At 54.8% G+C, this 14,706-nt stretch carries 13 protein-coding genes, 2 pseudogenes and 1 riboswitch; of the genes and pseudogenes, 9 read left to right on the top strand and 6 right to left on the bottom strand.

The window, feature by feature from the left end; translation table 11 throughout:
• The 3 genes and pseudogenes from MUU46_RS23110 to MUU46_RS15930 form a co-directional block, all read right to left on the bottom strand.
• A pseudogene (locus MUU46_RS23110) lies at positions 1 to 114 on the bottom strand (hypothetical protein); the annotation flags it as partial.
• Entirely contained in the window at positions 95 to 958 is an 864-nt protein-coding gene (locus tag MUU46_RS15935) for a PA4780 family RIO1-like protein kinase (protein ID WP_258966010.1), read from the bottom strand. The pseudogene MUU46_RS23110 and the gene MUU46_RS15935, both read right to left, overlap by 20 nt.
• A gap of 199 nt (positions 959 to 1,157) precedes the next feature.
• Positions 1,158 to 1,925, bottom strand: coding sequence for an IclR family transcriptional regulator (locus MUU46_RS15930; protein WP_159753014.1), 768 nt, complete (start codon positions 1,923 to 1,925; stop codon positions 1,158 to 1,160).
• Positions 1,926 to 2,107: 182 nt separating this feature from the next.
• On the opposite strand from MUU46_RS15930, the gene MUU46_RS15925 reads away from it, so the two are divergent.
• From MUU46_RS15925 to MUU46_RS15895, 7 genes and pseudogenes are all read left to right on the top strand, one after another.
• Positions 2,108 to 3,706 carry an OPT/YSL family transporter gene (locus MUU46_RS15925; protein WP_258966009.1) on the top strand — a complete coding sequence of 533 codons (1,599 nt, stop codon included), beginning with the start codon at positions 2,108 to 2,110 and terminating at the stop codon, positions 3,704 to 3,706.
• 27 nt (positions 3,707 to 3,733) lie between these two features.
• Positions 3,734 to 4,792 (top strand): S-methyl thiohydantoin desulfurase domain-containing protein, encoded by a 1,059-nt coding sequence (locus MUU46_RS15920; RefSeq protein WP_159753016.1) that lies wholly within the window; start codon positions 3,734 to 3,736, stop codon positions 4,790 to 4,792.
• Between the two features lie 38 nt (positions 4,793 to 4,830).
• Complete coding sequence (locus tag MUU46_RS15915; protein ID WP_258966008.1) at positions 4,831 to 5,721, top strand: hypothetical protein; 891 nt, start codon at positions 4,831 to 4,833, stop codon at positions 5,719 to 5,721.
• 189 nt (positions 5,722 to 5,910) lie between these two features.
• Positions 5,911 to 6,156: pseudogene (locus MUU46_RS15910) on the top strand (transposase domain-containing protein); the annotation flags it as partial.
• Between the two features lie 27 nt (positions 6,157 to 6,183).
• Positions 6,184 to 6,280, top strand: a riboswitch (TPP riboswitch).
• Between the two features lie 35 nt (positions 6,281 to 6,315).
• Positions 6,316 to 7,095, top strand: a complete 780-nt coding sequence (gene thiM / locus MUU46_RS15905; protein ID WP_258966007.1) for a hydroxyethylthiazole kinase — start codon at positions 6,316 to 6,318, stop codon at positions 7,093 to 7,095.
• Positions 7,092 to 7,892, top strand: coding sequence for a bifunctional hydroxymethylpyrimidine kinase/phosphomethylpyrimidine kinase (gene thiD, locus MUU46_RS15900; RefSeq protein WP_159753022.1), 801 nt, complete (start codon positions 7,092 to 7,094; stop codon positions 7,890 to 7,892). Before thiM ends, thiD begins: the two co-directional genes overlap by 4 nt.
• 36 nt (positions 7,893 to 7,928) lie before the next feature.
• Positions 7,929 to 8,675, top strand: coding sequence for a GntR family transcriptional regulator (locus MUU46_RS15895; protein ID WP_258966006.1), 747 nt, complete (start codon positions 7,929 to 7,931; stop codon positions 8,673 to 8,675).
• Here the strand turns inward: MUU46_RS15895 and MUU46_RS15890 are convergent.
• Genes MUU46_RS15890 through MUU46_RS15880 form a run of 3 tightly spaced genes read right to left on the bottom strand, consistent with a single transcriptional unit; the run spans position 8,649 to position 11,883 of the window.
• On the bottom strand, positions 8,649 to 9,602 hold the full coding sequence (locus tag MUU46_RS15890) for a PfkB family carbohydrate kinase (RefSeq protein ID WP_258966005.1): 954 nt from the start codon (positions 9,600 to 9,602) through the stop codon (positions 8,649 to 8,651). The genes MUU46_RS15895 and MUU46_RS15890 overlap by 27 nt on opposite strands.
• Positions 9,596 to 10,603, bottom strand: coding sequence for an ADP-ribosylglycohydrolase family protein (locus MUU46_RS15885; protein WP_258966004.1), 1,008 nt, complete (start codon positions 10,601 to 10,603; stop codon positions 9,596 to 9,598). The genes MUU46_RS15890 and MUU46_RS15885 overlap by 7 nt, the downstream gene beginning before the upstream one ends.
• On the bottom strand, positions 10,600 to 11,883 hold the full coding sequence (locus MUU46_RS15880; protein ID WP_258966003.1) for a nucleoside permease: 1,284 nt from the start codon (positions 11,881 to 11,883) through the stop codon (positions 10,600 to 10,602). Before MUU46_RS15880 ends, MUU46_RS15885 begins: the two co-directional genes overlap by 4 nt.
• Before the next feature lie 249 nt (positions 11,884 to 12,132).
• Between MUU46_RS15880 and fbaB the strand changes: the two genes are divergently transcribed.
• Entirely contained in the window at positions 12,133 to 13,182 is a 1,050-nt protein-coding gene (fbaB, locus tag MUU46_RS15875; RefSeq protein WP_258966002.1) for a class I fructose-bisphosphate aldolase, read from the top strand.
• A gap of 292 nt (positions 13,183 to 13,474) precedes the next feature.
• Entirely contained in the window at positions 13,475 to 14,629 is a 1,155-nt protein-coding gene (locus MUU46_RS15870; RefSeq protein ID WP_258966001.1) for a mandelate racemase family protein, read from the top strand.
• Positions 14,630 to 14,706: the final 77 nt, after the last annotated feature.

The raw sequence follows: 14,706 nt of genomic DNA, 5'->3' as shown, positions 1-14,706 counted from the left end.
CTTTGTTGTAATTGCGCCAGTTAGTGACTTTAAACTTCTGTTTTGCCATGGGACGACCCGTGTTGCCGGATGATGCGTGATCTGATCCTTTAACTCAGCAAAAGTTCGATTTATTCAACAAAGCCGCGGCGCGCTTACGATCGTAAAACTCATCTTCAGCAGCAATAATTTCATCAACCAGTGAATCCATATCCACATCATGATCCTCTTCGACGAACAGGCCGGTCAGTGGCGTTTCTGGAGTTAATTTTCCGTCTTCATATAACGCCCAGATTTCTTTCGCATAACGTGTTTGCAGTAATTGTGGGTCGAATTGACCATAGTAGGCGGTGATGTTATTCACATCGCGTTCAAACATCGACTCAGCATGGTTGTTTGCGGCAGCATCCACCGCTTGTGGCAAATCGATGATGACCGGCCCGTTTGCATCAAGTAGCACGTTAAATTCCGATAAGTCCCCATGCACCAGGCCTGCACACAGCATGCGCACGATGTTGCGGATCATCGTATCGAAATCAGTAACAGCCATTTCTTTGGTCAAGGTCACATCGCTAAGGCGTGGAGCAACCGCGCCATCAGCATCAGTTACCAGTTCCATCAATAACACGCCGTCGATACACATATAGGGCTGCGGAACACGCACTCCGGCATCTGCGAGACGGAACAAAGCATCAACCTCAGCCATTTGCCAGGTCTCTTCCTGCTGCTTGCGCCCGAATTTGGAGCCTTTTTGCATGGCGCGGGTACTACGCGAGTTACGAACTTTTCGACCTTCCTGATAATGCACTGCCTGCTTAAAACTACGTTGTGCGGCCTCTTTGTAGACTTTTGCACATTGGATTTTGCCACCGCATAAAACAGTGTACACGTCAGCTTCTTTACCGCTCTTCAGGCGCTGGAGGACAGCGTCAACCGCGCCATCATCGACCAGAGGCTGGATTCTGTTTGGAATTTTCATGCGGCTTTATACCTTATTTCTGCGGTATTTCGTACCCACAATCCCGACGTTAACGCGCAAAATTTCTTCAACTTATTGGTAAATAAAAGATATATAAAAGGCCACATGCGCAGCTGTCACTGCGGATTAATCGTTCTGCCTACTGACGAGACATGAATTGTAACCGGCATAAGTAAACCATTAACGGACTGCCCGACCATCAATATTGCGGGAATGAAAGCCAGAAAGGGTCGCCCAACAGTTTCCCCAGCCGGAGCGCAGCGTCACGCACCGCGCCTCCCCAACAAGCAATCAACTCATCACTCAACTCTTCACGAGGGATCGCCAGACCAAAGCCGTAACGTTGTCCGCTATTTGGATCGCACACCGCGGCGGAGATCCCCGCGATACCCTGGACATACTCTCCACGCGAAAGCGCCCAGCCCGTTTTTTTGATCTCTGCGATACGGATATGCACTTCTTCCAGTGATTGTGGTTCATTCCCCAAACGCTGCGTAAAGTGGCCTGGCAACAGGGTGGCCAGTTCATCTCCGGGCAGAGTGGCCAGTAGCGCACGCCCCGCGGCACTCGCCCAGGCCGGAGCCCGTGTTCCTGGAGGGGTATAAACCTGCAATGTGCGCGTGCCGGGGCGCATATTGATCACGATAACATCGGTACCATCGAGCACGTTGAGATAGCCGGTATAACCGGAACCACCCACCAGCGATTCCAGCTCTTCCTCCACCAAAGAGGAGGCGGTATGTGAGGCACGGAACTGCCACGAGGCTTCCATGATCACAGAACCTGGGCGATAAGCCCGAGTCGTCAAATCCCGCTCCAGAAAACCATACTGCGCCATGGAACTGAGTGTGCGGGAGGCTGAACTTTTCGCCAGGCCTAACTCATTTGTGACATCAGTTACCGTGACGCTTCTTTGCAACCGGGCAATTAGTTGCAGAACATCTCTTGCATTCGCCAACGTGCTCATCGCTTTCCTTTCATCGGGCCATGCCTACTTGCATTTAGTGTGCTTGACAATGCAACAGAAGGGCAACATATTATTTATCCAAATATAAGAACATAGTTCCATATAATGGAACAACTTCACAACAACAAACACGCTTGCAGGGATAATGTCGATTTTTACCTGCTTGCCGGAGCAACACGACAATGACTCACCCAATGATCTCTCCAACGAAAGAGAGTGGTGCGGAGGAGCTTCCCTGCGCCCATCCCAGAGCACTGGCACCGACGAATCTGATCCTGGTCGTGATTCTCAGCATCTTTGGGGCGGTGATCGGAATACAGATGCTGGCAAGTCTGGGTATCACGCCCAGTACATCTCTGATCGGTGCGCTGGCTGCGATGTCACTCTCCCGACTACCGCTGCGCCTGTTCCGTGGTTTCCGTTCTGTGCATGTGCAAAACCTGGCGCAAACCAGTATCTCTTCAGCCACTTTTGGTGCGGCCAACAGCTTGTTTCTGCCCATAGGTATCCCATGGTTGTTTGGTTTGCCTGAGATGGTGACGCCGATGCTCGTGGGGATTAGCCTGGCGATGCTGCTGGACGCCTGGCTGCTTTACCGGATGTATGACACGCCCGCTTTTCCGGCCAGCAACCCCTGGCCGCCCGGAGTGGCCGCAGCAGAAGCCATTCGGGCAGGTGATGAAGGCGGAAAACAGGCGTGGACTCTGCTGGGCGGATTAGCCACCGGTGCTGCTGGCGCACTTTTCCATTTACCGATGTCGGCATTTGGTGTGGCGCTGATTGGTGGTTTCGGCGCGATGGTTGCCTTCGGCGCTGGCTTACTGATCCGTGGATATTCGCTGACCTACTTTGGGGTGGATATTGAAAGCCTCTATTTACCTCATGGCATGATGATTGGTGCGGGCCTGGTGGCGTTATTGCAAGTCTCAAAGATCGTTCTGAGCAAGAAGAAAAGTCGTTCAGATAATGGTCAGGCCCGGTTGGGTCAGGCGCTGCGTCTTGGCGGGATAGGCTATTTGCTGATCATGATCTTACTGACGCTCAGTACCGGCTTGTATATGCATATGAGCGTGACCATGCTGCTGTGCTTTGTGATTTATGGCGCTGCTGTGGCCTTCGTTCATGAGCTTATTGTCGGTATCGCGGCAATGCACTCCGGCTGGTTTCCGGCGTTTGCTGTGGCGCTGATCACTTTACTTATCGGGATGTTAATTGGTTTCCCACCGGAGGCGCTGGTCGTTCTGGCGGGCTTCTCTACTGCCACGGGACCGGCATTTGCTGACATGGGATTCGACCTGAAAGCGGGCACTATCCTGCGGACCGGAAGCAGTCCGCAGTTCGAGCAGGCAGGGCGACGGGAACAGTTGCTTGCAGCGATGATTGGCTTCGGGGTCGCCATTGTGGTGGTGGCCATCAGTCACCGCCTTTACTTCAATAACCATCAATTCGCTCCGATTGACGCCGCCTATGTCGCGACGATCAAAGCAGGAATCTCCACCAATGTTGCTCACCAACTGATGTTATGGGCCATTCCTGGAGCTCTGCTGCAATTTTTAGGCGGATCCCGACGCCAGCTTGGGGTGCTTTTTGCCACTGGCTTGCTGATCGCCAGTCCACTGGCAGGCTGGATGGTTGCACTTGGGATACTGCTACGTGTGGTGGTAGCCCGGTGCCTAAAACCGGAACAACGTGAAGGACTTGAAGTCTTTGCCGGTGGTGTTATTGCCGGTGATGCCCTGCTCAGTTTCTTCAGTAGCGCCGTAGGTGCGTTGCGTAAATAGCCCTTTAGCTGACAAGAGACCTCTTATATGAAACGTAAAATAACAACCGATGATATTCAGGCCGCTGTCTATGGTGGGGCTATCCTCGGCGGAGGTGGTGGTGGATTGATCGCTGCCGGAGAAAAAGCCGCGACATTTGCGCTGGCGGTAGGAGAGGTATCGTTGTGGAGTACCGACGAATTCTCACCTGACAACCTGACTGCGACCGTTGCGCTTGTCGGCGCACCTGCAGCGCCCAATCCCTGCCTTAAACCGGTTCATTTGATCCGTACCATCGAACTCCTGCGTGAGGCGTTGCCTAAAAATCAACAACTGGTCGCCCTGAACACCAATGAAAACGGCGCGGAAACAACCTCTAATGGCTGGTTTCATGCCGCGATGTGCGGTTTACCGGTTATAGATTTGGCATGCAACGGTCGGGCGCACCCTAGCGGCATGATGGGCTCACTCGGACTGCATCGTGAAGAAGGCTATCGCTCTGTTCAGGCCTGGGCAGGTGGCGATGCTGATCATTACGTAGAAGGGATGGCACAGGGCGGCCTTGAACAAGCTTCCGGCGTGGTGCGTCGTGCGTCCGTCGAAGCCGGGGGTATAGTTGCCGTCGCGCGTAATCCTGTCACGGTTGACTATGCCAGTCGCCACGGTGCACCCGGCGCGATTAGCCAGGCAATCAAACTGGGGCATGCCTGGCTGGATAGCGGTTATGACGGCGCGGTGCGCTTTTTACAGGGGCGAGAAATTGCGCGTGGGACGGTCAGTCAGTATCGCTGTGAACAGCAGGGCGGCCTGGATCTCGGCTGTGTTGTATTAAATGACACTGCAAAAACAAGCCTGAGTTTTGTTAATGAATACATGACATTAGAGCAAGATAATCAAACCATTGCCTGTTTCCCTGATCTGCTCATGACATTCAGCGATGAGGGTAAACCTTTGGTTTCTGCCCATGTGCGCGAAGGGATGGAGATCCGTGTGGTGCGTGTACCTGCGCAAAATCTGTTGCTCTCCCGCACGATGTTTATGCCTGAACTCTACCGTCCCTTCGAAGAGATGCTGGGTCGCAAATTTGCGCCTGACTCTGCGGTGTAACACTAAAAATTAAAAGATCAGTACTAAAAGGAAATCCGATGTCATCCCGCAGTAAACAGGTTATCGCGCTCGCCGTACTCTCGTTGTCCTCTGTCTCGATACAAGCTATGGCAGAAGAGTTTATTGGTTTCGGCCAGGCGGGTAAGCCAGGCTCCTGGGCGCTTGAAGAGTACCCTGAATTCACGCACACCGCGCCTGACTCAAATTCGATAGCAACCTATAACGAACTCAGTTATTTCACCGAAACCGGGGCCACGGGTACGACCCGTGATCAGTATGAGTTCTGGGTTGGCGTGAATACAGGCTACGCCAACACCCACGATGCTCCTGGAGCAAATGGCGGAGGGATTTCAGCCCCTGGTGTTGGCTTTGAATATTACTATCAGGTTGTGACGCCAGACAATGGAAAACACCCTGGAGATCCAGGATACCGGACATTCTGGACCAGCCCGACCCTGACGATGAACTTCCCTAATGGCAGCAGCAAAACGGCCGGGTATGGTGCCGGGGCTAACCAATACTCTTACAGCTTGAGTTGGGCTAACTGGATCCAGATAGATAAAATAGGCATCACGGCTAACCCGGTTGAACTGTTCTATGCGTCGCATAACCAGAATCAAACTGAAACAGACGAAGGGCAGTACGAAAAACTGCGCGGAGGACTGAGTGTCACGTTGATGGATATCGCTGCGGGTTATCAGGTTCGTCCTGATCTGTTTGCCGGCATCCATCATGCATACAGTATGAATGCATGGCGAAAGTCGGATTATGCAGAATCACGGGAAGGAAAAATTGGGCCGAGTGTCACATATCTGGGATTGGCTGACTACGGTCTATTTATCTGTGGCAATGTGGATTTCGATTACTACACCTCATCGAATTTAAAAAAATCTGAGTCGATCAGTATGTCGATAGTTAAAAACCTCTGAGGTATATCCCCAGTCCAACTATAGGGCAGGATCGTCTATTGGGGTGAGGTCAGTCCAAACGTCAAAACCATTCGCCACAAATTACAGCCATGATAATAATTTAGTAAAAAGATGCCGGCGGAATGCCGTAATGCCGATCCAGTGGTTGTGTAAGAATCCGGAAATGCTTACCCGTTTCCGGATTTTTTTATGCACATTGAACAGGCAGTTGATCTCGTTTCACACTACCACTCTTTACGTAACCCACTGACTTCTCTCGGGGATTACCTCGACCCTGAGCCCATCTCCCGTTGCCTTGCCGAATCCGGCACTGTCACTGTGCGTAAACGCCGCCTGCTGCTGGAAATGATGGTCTGGTGCGTCGTCGGGATGGGGTACAGCGTGAAGAAGCGAGACCCGATAGGGCGGGCTTGCAACAGCAAGCAACTTCCCCTAAGCTGGCAAAAAGTAAGCTAATTTGTAGTAAATGACTCGGGGTGCCCTTCTTTGTGAAGGCTGAGAAATACCCGTACCACCTGATCTGGATAATGCCAGCGTAGGGAAGTCAGAGACCCTCGCAGGGTATCGCTTCTTACCGACTGGCAGGAGCGTACCATGCAACCTAAACTGCTAAGTTCCGCGCAGCTTGCGCACACTTCACATCATTTTCGCGACCGTTCGCCACTCGTTCACTGTATGACTAATGACGTGGTGCAAACCTTCACGGCCAATGTTTTGCTGGCGCTGGGTGCATCTCCGGCGATGGTGATTGATGCCCAGGAAGCCCCACAGTTTGCCGCTCTCGCTGATGCACTGCTGATTAATGTCGGTACGCTGACGCAGGAACGCGCGCACGCAATGCGTTTAGCCGTAGACAGTGCCAACGCCAATAACACGCCCTGGACGCTGGACCCGGTAGCGGTTGGTGCGCTGAGTTTGCGGACTGAATTTTGTCAGCAGCTGTTGGCGCTGCGTCCGGCGGCTATTCGGGGCAATGCCTCTGAAATCATGGCGCTGGCAGGTATGAGCCACGGCGGACGCGGGGTCGATGCCACCGACACTGCCGCCGCCGCATTACCGGCGGCTCAGGCGCTGGCGCGTCAATATTCAACTCTGGTTGCGGTCACCGGTGAAGTGGATTACGTCACTGACGGGCGCCGGACGCTGATGATAACCGGCGGTGATGCGTTAATGACGCGGGTGGTTGGCACCGGCTGTGCGCTTTCGGCCGTGGTCGCCGCGTGCTGTGTGCTGCCGGGCGATGCACTGGATAACGTGGCTGCCGCCTGCGGCATGATGAAACGCGCCGGACGTGTGGCGACGGAAAACAGCCACGGGCCAGGCAGTTTTGTCGCCGCCTTCCTCGACGCGCTTAACGCGGAGGGTCAGCCATGAAACGGATTAACGCGCTCACCATCGCCGGAACAGACCCGAGCGGTGGGGCAGGGATTCAGGCAGACCTGAAAACTTTCTCGGCGCTTGGCGCTTACGGCTGTTCGGTCATCACCGCGCTGGTGGCGCAGAATACGCGCGGCGTGCAATCGGTTTATCGGATCGAACCCGATTTTGTCGCAGCCCAGCTGGATTCGGTGTTCAGCGACGTGCGCATTGACACCACTAAAATTGGGATGCTGGCGGAAACGGATATCGTGGAAGCCGTTGCGGAACGCCTGGCGCGCTATCGCATCGAAAACGTGGTGCTCGACACCGTCATGCTGGCGAAAAGCGGCGATCCACTTTTGTCTGCCTCAGCGGTCGCTACATTGCGCAGCCGACTGCTACCGCAGGTTTCATTGATTACGCCAAATTTGCCGGAGGCCGCCGCGCTGCTGGATACGCCGCACGCGCAAAACGAACGCGAAATGATCGAGCAGGGCCGCGCGCTGCGGGCGCTGGGCTGCGAAGCGGTACTGATGAAGGGCGGTCATCTGGATGATGCTGAAAGCCCGGACTGGCTGTTTACCGCTGATGGAGAAACGCGGTTCACCGCGCCGCGCGTGCAGACCAAAAATACCCACGGCACCGGCTGCACGCTGTCGGCGGCGTTAGCGGCGCTGCGTCCTCGCCACGCAAACTGGCTGGAAACAGTGCCTGAAGCCAAGCGCTGGTTGTCGGCGGCGCTTTCCGCGGCGGATTCTCTGGAGGTCGGTCACGGAATTGGCCCGGTGCATCATTTTCACGCGTGGTGGTAGTATACTGGCTGAAACAGTCTGTCAGGAAAACCAGAGATGGAACAAGCGCATACCCGGCTTCTCGCCCAACTGAACGAGCGCATCGCCGCCGCCGATAACACGCCGCTGTACCTGAAATTTGCCGAAACGGTGAAGAACGCGGTGCGTAGCGGTTGGCTTGAGCACGGCAATATTCTGCCCGGCGAGCGCGACCTCAGCCAGCTGACCGGTGTATCGCGCATTACCGTGCGAAAGGCGATGCAAACGCTGGAAGACGAAGGTGTGGTGACGCGCGCCCGAGGCTACGGGACGCAAATCAACAACATCTTTGAATACTCGCTGAAAGAAGCGCGGGGGTTTTCTCAGCAGGTGGTGCTACGCGGCAAAAAACCGGACACGCTGTGGGTCAATAAACGGGTAGTTGAATGCCCGCCGGAAGTGGCCGAGCAGCTGGCGCTGGCACCGAAAAGCGAGGTGTTTTTGCTCAAGCGCATTCGCTACGTGGATGAAGAAGCGGTGTCGATTGAAGAGTCGTGGGTACCATCGCACCTGATTGCGGACGCCGATGACATCGGTATTTCGCTGTATGACTACTTTCGCAGCCAGCATATTTTCCCGCAGCGGACTCGCTCGCGAGTCAGCGCCCGGATGCCGGACGCTGAGTTTCAGTCGCACATCAAAATGGATGACAAAATCCCGGTGCTGGTGATCAAACAGGTGGCGCTGGATCAGCAGCAGCGGCCGATTGAGTACAGCATCAGCTACTGCCGCAGCGATTTATACGTGTTTGTGTGCGAGGAGTAATTCCTCGCGCGTAGGTGCGCAGTCGCCGCCCCGGTGGCTGACCACCCACGACGCCACCGCGTTACCAAGCGTCACAGCGTCGGCCAGCGACCAGCCTGCGGATAAACCCGCCAGCACGCCGCCCGCATGGCTGTCGCCGGCGCCGATGGTGTCGACCACCGTCGTTGGAAATGCTTTCGCTTGCCCACATTTTTCGGCACTGAAATGCCATGCCCCGTCTTTATCCTGACGCACAATCAATGGCGCATTCCAGCGTGTAAGCCAGGCTGTGCCCAATTCGCTGATGTCCTTCGACAGCTGCTGCTGTTCGGCGACGATCTCCGCTTCCTGACGGTTGAGCGTAATTATGGGCTGACAGGCCATGATCCGCGCGAACAGCGCAGGTGGCACATCGGCAATGCGCGGCCCGAAATCAATCAGTGCCGTTACACCGGGCGTCGTTTCCAGCCAGCTAATCAGCAGCTCAGCGCAGGGTGCGGTGAGCTGATAACCGGAAAGATACACCAGCCCGTTTGTGTCACGCGGCAGACGCGCCAGCCAGTCGTCATTCCAGGCGTTTTCCACCCCGGTGAACGACATAAACGTGCGTTCTCCGTCCGGCTCGACCAGCGCCAGACACCAGCCGTTATCGCCTTTGTCGGTGTCGATAATGCTGCTAATACCCTGGCGGGAAAGATTGTTGCGTACGATGTCAGCCCATACGCCTTGGCCGAGCGGCAGGGCGTTGCAGGCATCAATGCCCAGACGTTTCAGCGCCACGGCGACGTTCAGCGCGCAGCCGCCAATATTGACGCTTTGCTGTTGTAATTCGATATCGCAGCCGCGCCACGGCAGGGCATAGGCGTCGGCGATGACGTCAATCACCGCCGAGCCAATGACCGTCACCGGGCGTTTCTGACGAAGCTCGCTCAGGGTGTCGCTCAGCATGTCTCCTCCCGCCGTTGACGGTAGCCCAGCAGGGCCGTGGCGTAGCCGCCAAAGTCCAGTTGATTCACATCGTCGAGTTCCTGCTTCAGCGCCGGGTCGATACCGTCAATGCCGTGCAGCGCGCCGCAAATTGCCGTCGCCATCGCACCGATAGTGTCGGTGTCGCCGCCGAGGTTGGCGCATAACATGGCGCAGCGGTTCGGGTCCGTCTGTGCCAGTTCGACCATCGCTACCGCACAGGCGACCGATTCGAGGGTGCTGGTGCCCGCCCCGACCAGTTGATAAAGCTGTTCGCTGGCCGATTCCACGCCGTGTGCTTCACGAACGGTTTTCAGCGCCAGTTCGATACGCATGGCCAGCGACGCGTTGAAGGTGGTGACGCGTTTTTCCTGTGCCTGACGCGCGACGGCGGGCAGGGCATCGACAATGTTTTGCCAGCTTTCACCGTCCACTGCGCGGGAAACAGCCCAGCCGATCACCGTCGCTCCGGCAATCGCCAAATCGGATTTATGTGTCGGGCTTGAGGCCAGCGCAATCGCATCAATAAAGGTGTCGAGACAGGTGGTGGGTAACACGCAGCCGAGCGGCGAAACGCGCATTGCCGCACCGTTGGTCACGCCGTTGTTTTCCAGTTCACTGACCGGTTTGCCGTCACGAATGGCGTTCAGCGCGATTTTTGAGGTTGGGCCGAGCACGTTTTTGTTGAAGGCGTCAAAGCCTTCCGCCCATGCCAGAATGTGGCGGCCAATCACGTCCGGGACGATGTCGCCGTCGCATTCGATCAGCGCATCCGCCAGACACAGCGCCATCGACGTGTCGTCGGTAAACTCCGCGCGTTTGAAATAACAGGCGGCGTTGTTCTCCGCCGGGCCATCGAGAAAACGATCGATCCAGCCGAAGTGCGCTTTCACGCGGGAGCGAGGCCACAGTTCAGAGGGCATCCCCATCGCATCGCCTAACGCCTGACCGTACAGGGCACCGAGAATTCGTTGGTGTTTCATTTCACTTCCTCATGTGTCATCGCCATGTCGCGTTCGTCGTTGTCGACGTGGATGGCGGTAATGTCTTTATCCGATTCGCGGAAGAACAGCATAAACAGCACGGCAATCACCGCTATCATTATTGCGCCGAAAGTCCACATGCCTGCCCAGTTAAAGGTCAGTCCATTAACGGGCGTCTTGTAGGCGAACATTTTTTCCATCATCACGCCGCCGAGACGGTAGCCGAGCAGGCTGCCGAATCCCTGGCAGCAGAGGGTAATCAAACCCTGCGCGGCGGTGCGCATGTGAACCGGGGTTTTTTTGTCGACGTAGATATACGCGGTGACGTAGTAAAAATCGTAGCTCACGCCGTGCAGCAGAATCCCAAGGAAAAGCAGGCCATAGGTAAAGTATTGTTCTGCGCCGCCGTAGACAAAGAAGCCGTAGCGAATTGCCGCTGTTACCAGACCAAGCAATAATACCTTTTTAATACCAAAACGCTTTATGAAGAACGGCAGCGCCAGCATAAAGAAGATTTCGGAAAACTGGCCGAGCGTCATCCAGCCGGTGGCGTTGTGCATCCCGACTTCGGTCAGATAACCGTTGGCGAAGATGTAATAGAACGCCAGCGGCATCGCGAACAGGAACGAGCAGAAGAAAAAGACGAGGAAATTTTTGTCGCGCAGCAGCACCAGCGCATCTAATCCGAGCATCACTTTCAGGCTCATTTTTCCGGTGCTTTTCGGTGGCGTATTCGGCAGGAATAGCGCGAAAACACCCAGTAACGCAGAGCTGGCGGCGGTGATCAGCAGCGGAATGCTGGTCGGTGAAATGTCGTTGTAGCCCATCATCTGCGGCAGGAAACCGCACACCAGGCCGGAGGCAATCCAGCCGATGGTGCCCATCACGCGAATGCGTGGGAAGTCGCGTTCGACGTCCGGCACGTGAGAAAACGCGATGCTGTTGGTCAGGGCGATGGTTGGCATATAGGTCAGCGAGTACGCCAGCAGTAGCGGGAAGAAGCCGCTGAACGTTGTTTGCTGCGCGGCGAAGAACATCAAAATCGCCCCGGCGAACATCAGCACCGCCAGCACTTTTTGCGCCGGGAAGAAGCGGTCCGTCAGCGAGCCGACGAGAATAGGTGAGAGGATCGCGGCGATGGCGGTACAGGCGTAGGACCAGCCGATTTCTCCGGCGCTAAAGCCGTTTTTGCTCAGCCATAGCCACAGCGGCACAAACCACGCGCCCCAGATAAACCACTCCACGAACATCATGAACGACAGCTTTACTGTAGTTTTCATCTTTAAATCCTTCATGACAGGTAAGGTACGCCTGAACACTACCATTTAATAATACCTTTTAAATACCTTTGAGGTGATTCTTTGAGCGACTTAACACTTTCCCTCTCCTGAATCGATCCAGCGGAATGTGCTTAAAAGGCACGAATACGCTGGAAAAATCTGCCTCGGGAGACCAGGCTTAGTGTTGCCTGAAAAACAGGCACAGGACATTCATTGCCAGCCTGGCTGGCACTTACGGGAGTTATCGCTATGACTGATATTGCGCATTTGCTTGGCAAAGACGCCGACAGCCTTTTACAGCATCGTTGTATGACCATTCCGTCCGGGCAGCTCCATCTTCCCGGTTCCGATTATGTCGATCGCGTGATGATTGACAACAACCGTCCCCCAGCCGTACTGCGAAACATGCAGACCCTGTATAACACCGGGCGTCTGGCGGGCACCGGCTATCTCTCTATCTTACCGGTAGACCAGGGTGTTGAGCACTCAGCGGGCGCATCGTTTGCTGCAAATCCACTCTATTTCGACCCAAAAAACATTGTTGAGCTGGCGATTGAAGCGGGTTGTAACTGTGTGGCCTCAACGTATGGCGTGCTGGCGAGCGTGTCGCGGCGTTACGCACACCGGATCCCGTTCCTCGTGAAGCTGAATCACAACGAGACGCTGAGCTACCCGAATACCTTCGACCAGACGCTATATGCCAGCGTAGAGCAGGCGTTCAACATGGGCGCAGTGGCGGTAGGGGCGACGATTTATTTCGGTTCGGAAGAGTCACGTCGACAGATTGAAGAGATTTCTGCGGCCTTCGAGCGTGCGCATGAACTTGGCATGGTGACCGTGCTGTGGGCGTATCTGCGTAATTCAGGTTTCAAAAAAGATGGCGTGGATTACCACGTTTCTGCGGATTTAACCGGTCAGGCCAACCATCTGGCGGCCACCATCGGCGCGGATATCGTGAAGCAGAAAATGGCGGAAAATAACGGCGGCTACAAAGCGGTGAATTTCGGCTATACCGACGAGCGTGTGTACAGCAAACTCACCACCGACAACCCAATCGATCTGGTGCGTTACCAGCTGGTGAACTGCTATATGGGCCGCGCGGGCCTGATTAACTCCGGCGGTGCCGCAGGCGATAACGATCAGGTCGATGCCGTTCGTACTGCGGTTATCAACAAACGCGCGGGCGGGATGGGGCTGATCCTCGGTCGTAAAGCTTTCAAGAAATCGATGGCTGACGGCGTGAAGTTGATTAACTCCGTGCAGGATGTCTATCTCGACGAAAAAGTGACGATTGCCTGATTAAGCAGGACCGGCCACTCTTTACAAGGCCACTATTTTTCCGTTCACCAGGGTTGGGCTTCCGCAAGCCCTTACCCGCGGTGAACGGAAATCACGAAACCTTCCTTCGAATTCCCCTCTGTTACCCCCATCACAACTCCATAACATTTTGTGAAAAATGTCACATCACTTTGTGCATATGTCCAAAAAATCATGCCTATTTAGGCCCCTTTTGACGAGGCGACGGTGAATTTTTACACATACAGTATCTGTTGAAACGCTGTTTTAAATTTAAACAAGGATAATAACAGTCGTGAAAATAGAATCTGTAAACGTCACCGTTTTTACGTATCCGACCCGCCGAGTCTCTGATAGCGCAGGGCACTCTCATCCTGGCGCTGAGAGCCTCGCAAAAATGGCTATGTTGACCATTACCACCGACCAAGGGGATTGTGGCTACTCTTTCGCCCCCCCTGAAGTGGTCCGCCCGTATGTGGTGAATGCTTTCTTTCGCAAAGTTCTGGTCGGGCAAGATCCGTTTAACCGTGAACGCATCTGGCAAGACCTGGTGCATTGGCAACGTGGCAGCGCCCATCAGCTAACCGAACGTGCACTGTCGTTTGTTGAACAAGCGTTGTGGGATTTGATTGGCCGTAAACTGAAAGTACCGGTCTACAAGTTACTTGGCGGTTTCCGCGACAAAGTTCCGGCCTATGGCAGCACTATGTGCGGTGATGAACTGGAAGGCGGTTTATCCACACCAGATGAATTCGGCCAGTTCGCTGAAAAACTGGTGGCGCGCGGTTATAAGGCGATAAAACTCCATACCTGGATGCCACCTGTTGCGTTCGCACCAGACCCAAAAATGGATGTAAAAGCCTGCGCTGCGGTGCGTGAAGCCGTTGGTCCTGACATCGACTTAATGCTTGATGGTTACCACTGGTATAGCCGCAGCCAGGCGTTGTACATCGGTAAGGCGCTGGAAAAACTCAACTTTGCATGGTTCGAAGAACCGATGGAAGAAGAGAGCATGGCGTCCTACGTCTGGCTTTCCGAGAACTTATCCATTGATGTTGTTGGGCCTGAAAGCCTCGGCGGCAAGCACCACAGCCGTGCCGATTGGGCGAAAGCGGGTGCCTGCGACATTCTGCGTGCCGGGGCTAATGGCGTCGGCGGGATTTCGCCAACCATGAAAGTGGCGGCGCTGGCAGAATCGTTCGGCATGGATTGTGAAATCCATGGCAACGGGGCTGCAAGCCTGGCAGCAGTCGGCGCGATTCGTAACTGCCGCTGGTATGAACGCGGCTTGCTTCACCCATTCCTTGAATATGATGAGCCAGCAGCCTACTTGAACAGCATTGTTGATCCGATGGATGCCGACGGTTTTGTGCATTTGCCACAGCGTCCGGGTCTGGGCGAAGACATTAATTTTGACTATATCGAGATGAACACAGTTAGCCGAGATTGACCTGCAACAACCCTAAAAATAATAAGCCCAGGCGCATAGCGCCTGAGTAATCTCTACCCTACAAAACGGTATCTATC

The sequence above is a fragment of the Scandinavium tedordense genome, from assembly GCF_024764965.1.
Taxonomy (GTDB): Bacteria; Pseudomonadota; Gammaproteobacteria; order Enterobacterales; family Enterobacteriaceae; genus Scandinavium; species Scandinavium tedordense.
This window is presented reverse-complemented; position numbering and strand designations above follow the sequence as displayed.

What these genes read in the sequence shown, in the direction of transcription:
- MUU46_RS15890 (WP_258966005.1), bottom strand. Translation starts at nt 9,602, where the DNA reads ATGCTGAGCGACACCCTGAGCGAGCTTCGTCAGAAACGCCCGGTGACG.
- MUU46_RS15935 (WP_258966010.1), bottom strand. Translation starts at nt 958, where the DNA reads ATGAAAATTCCAAACAGAATCCAGCCTCTGGTCGATGATGGCGCGGTT.
- thiM (WP_258966007.1), top strand. Translation starts at nt 6,316, where the DNA reads ATGCAACCTAAACTGCTAAGTTCCGCGCAGCTTGCGCACACTTCACAT.
- thiD (WP_159753022.1), top strand. Translation starts at nt 7,092, where the DNA reads ATGAAACGGATTAACGCGCTCACCATCGCCGGAACAGACCCGAGCGGT.
- MUU46_RS15925 (WP_258966009.1), top strand. Translation starts at nt 2,108, where the DNA reads ATGACTCACCCAATGATCTCTCCAACGAAAGAGAGTGGTGCGGAGGAG.
- MUU46_RS15885 (WP_258966004.1), bottom strand. Translation starts at nt 10,603, where the DNA reads ATGAAACACCAACGAATTCTCGGTGCCCTGTACGGTCAGGCGTTAGGC.
- MUU46_RS15920 (WP_159753016.1), top strand. Translation starts at nt 3,734, where the DNA reads ATGAAACGTAAAATAACAACCGATGATATTCAGGCCGCTGTCTATGGT.
- fbaB (WP_258966002.1), top strand. Translation starts at nt 12,133, where the DNA reads ATGACTGATATTGCGCATTTGCTTGGCAAAGACGCCGACAGCCTTTTA.
- MUU46_RS15895 (WP_258966006.1), top strand. Translation starts at nt 7,929, where the DNA reads ATGGAACAAGCGCATACCCGGCTTCTCGCCCAACTGAACGAGCGCATC.
- MUU46_RS15930 (WP_159753014.1), bottom strand. Translation starts at nt 1,925, where the DNA reads ATGAGCACGTTGGCGAATGCAAGAGATGTTCTGCAACTAATTGCCCGG.
- MUU46_RS15880 (WP_258966003.1), bottom strand. Translation starts at nt 11,883, where the DNA reads ATGAAAACTACAGTAAAGCTGTCGTTCATGATGTTCGTGGAGTGGTTT.
- MUU46_RS15915 (WP_258966008.1), top strand. Translation starts at nt 4,831, where the DNA reads ATGTCATCCCGCAGTAAACAGGTTATCGCGCTCGCCGTACTCTCGTTG.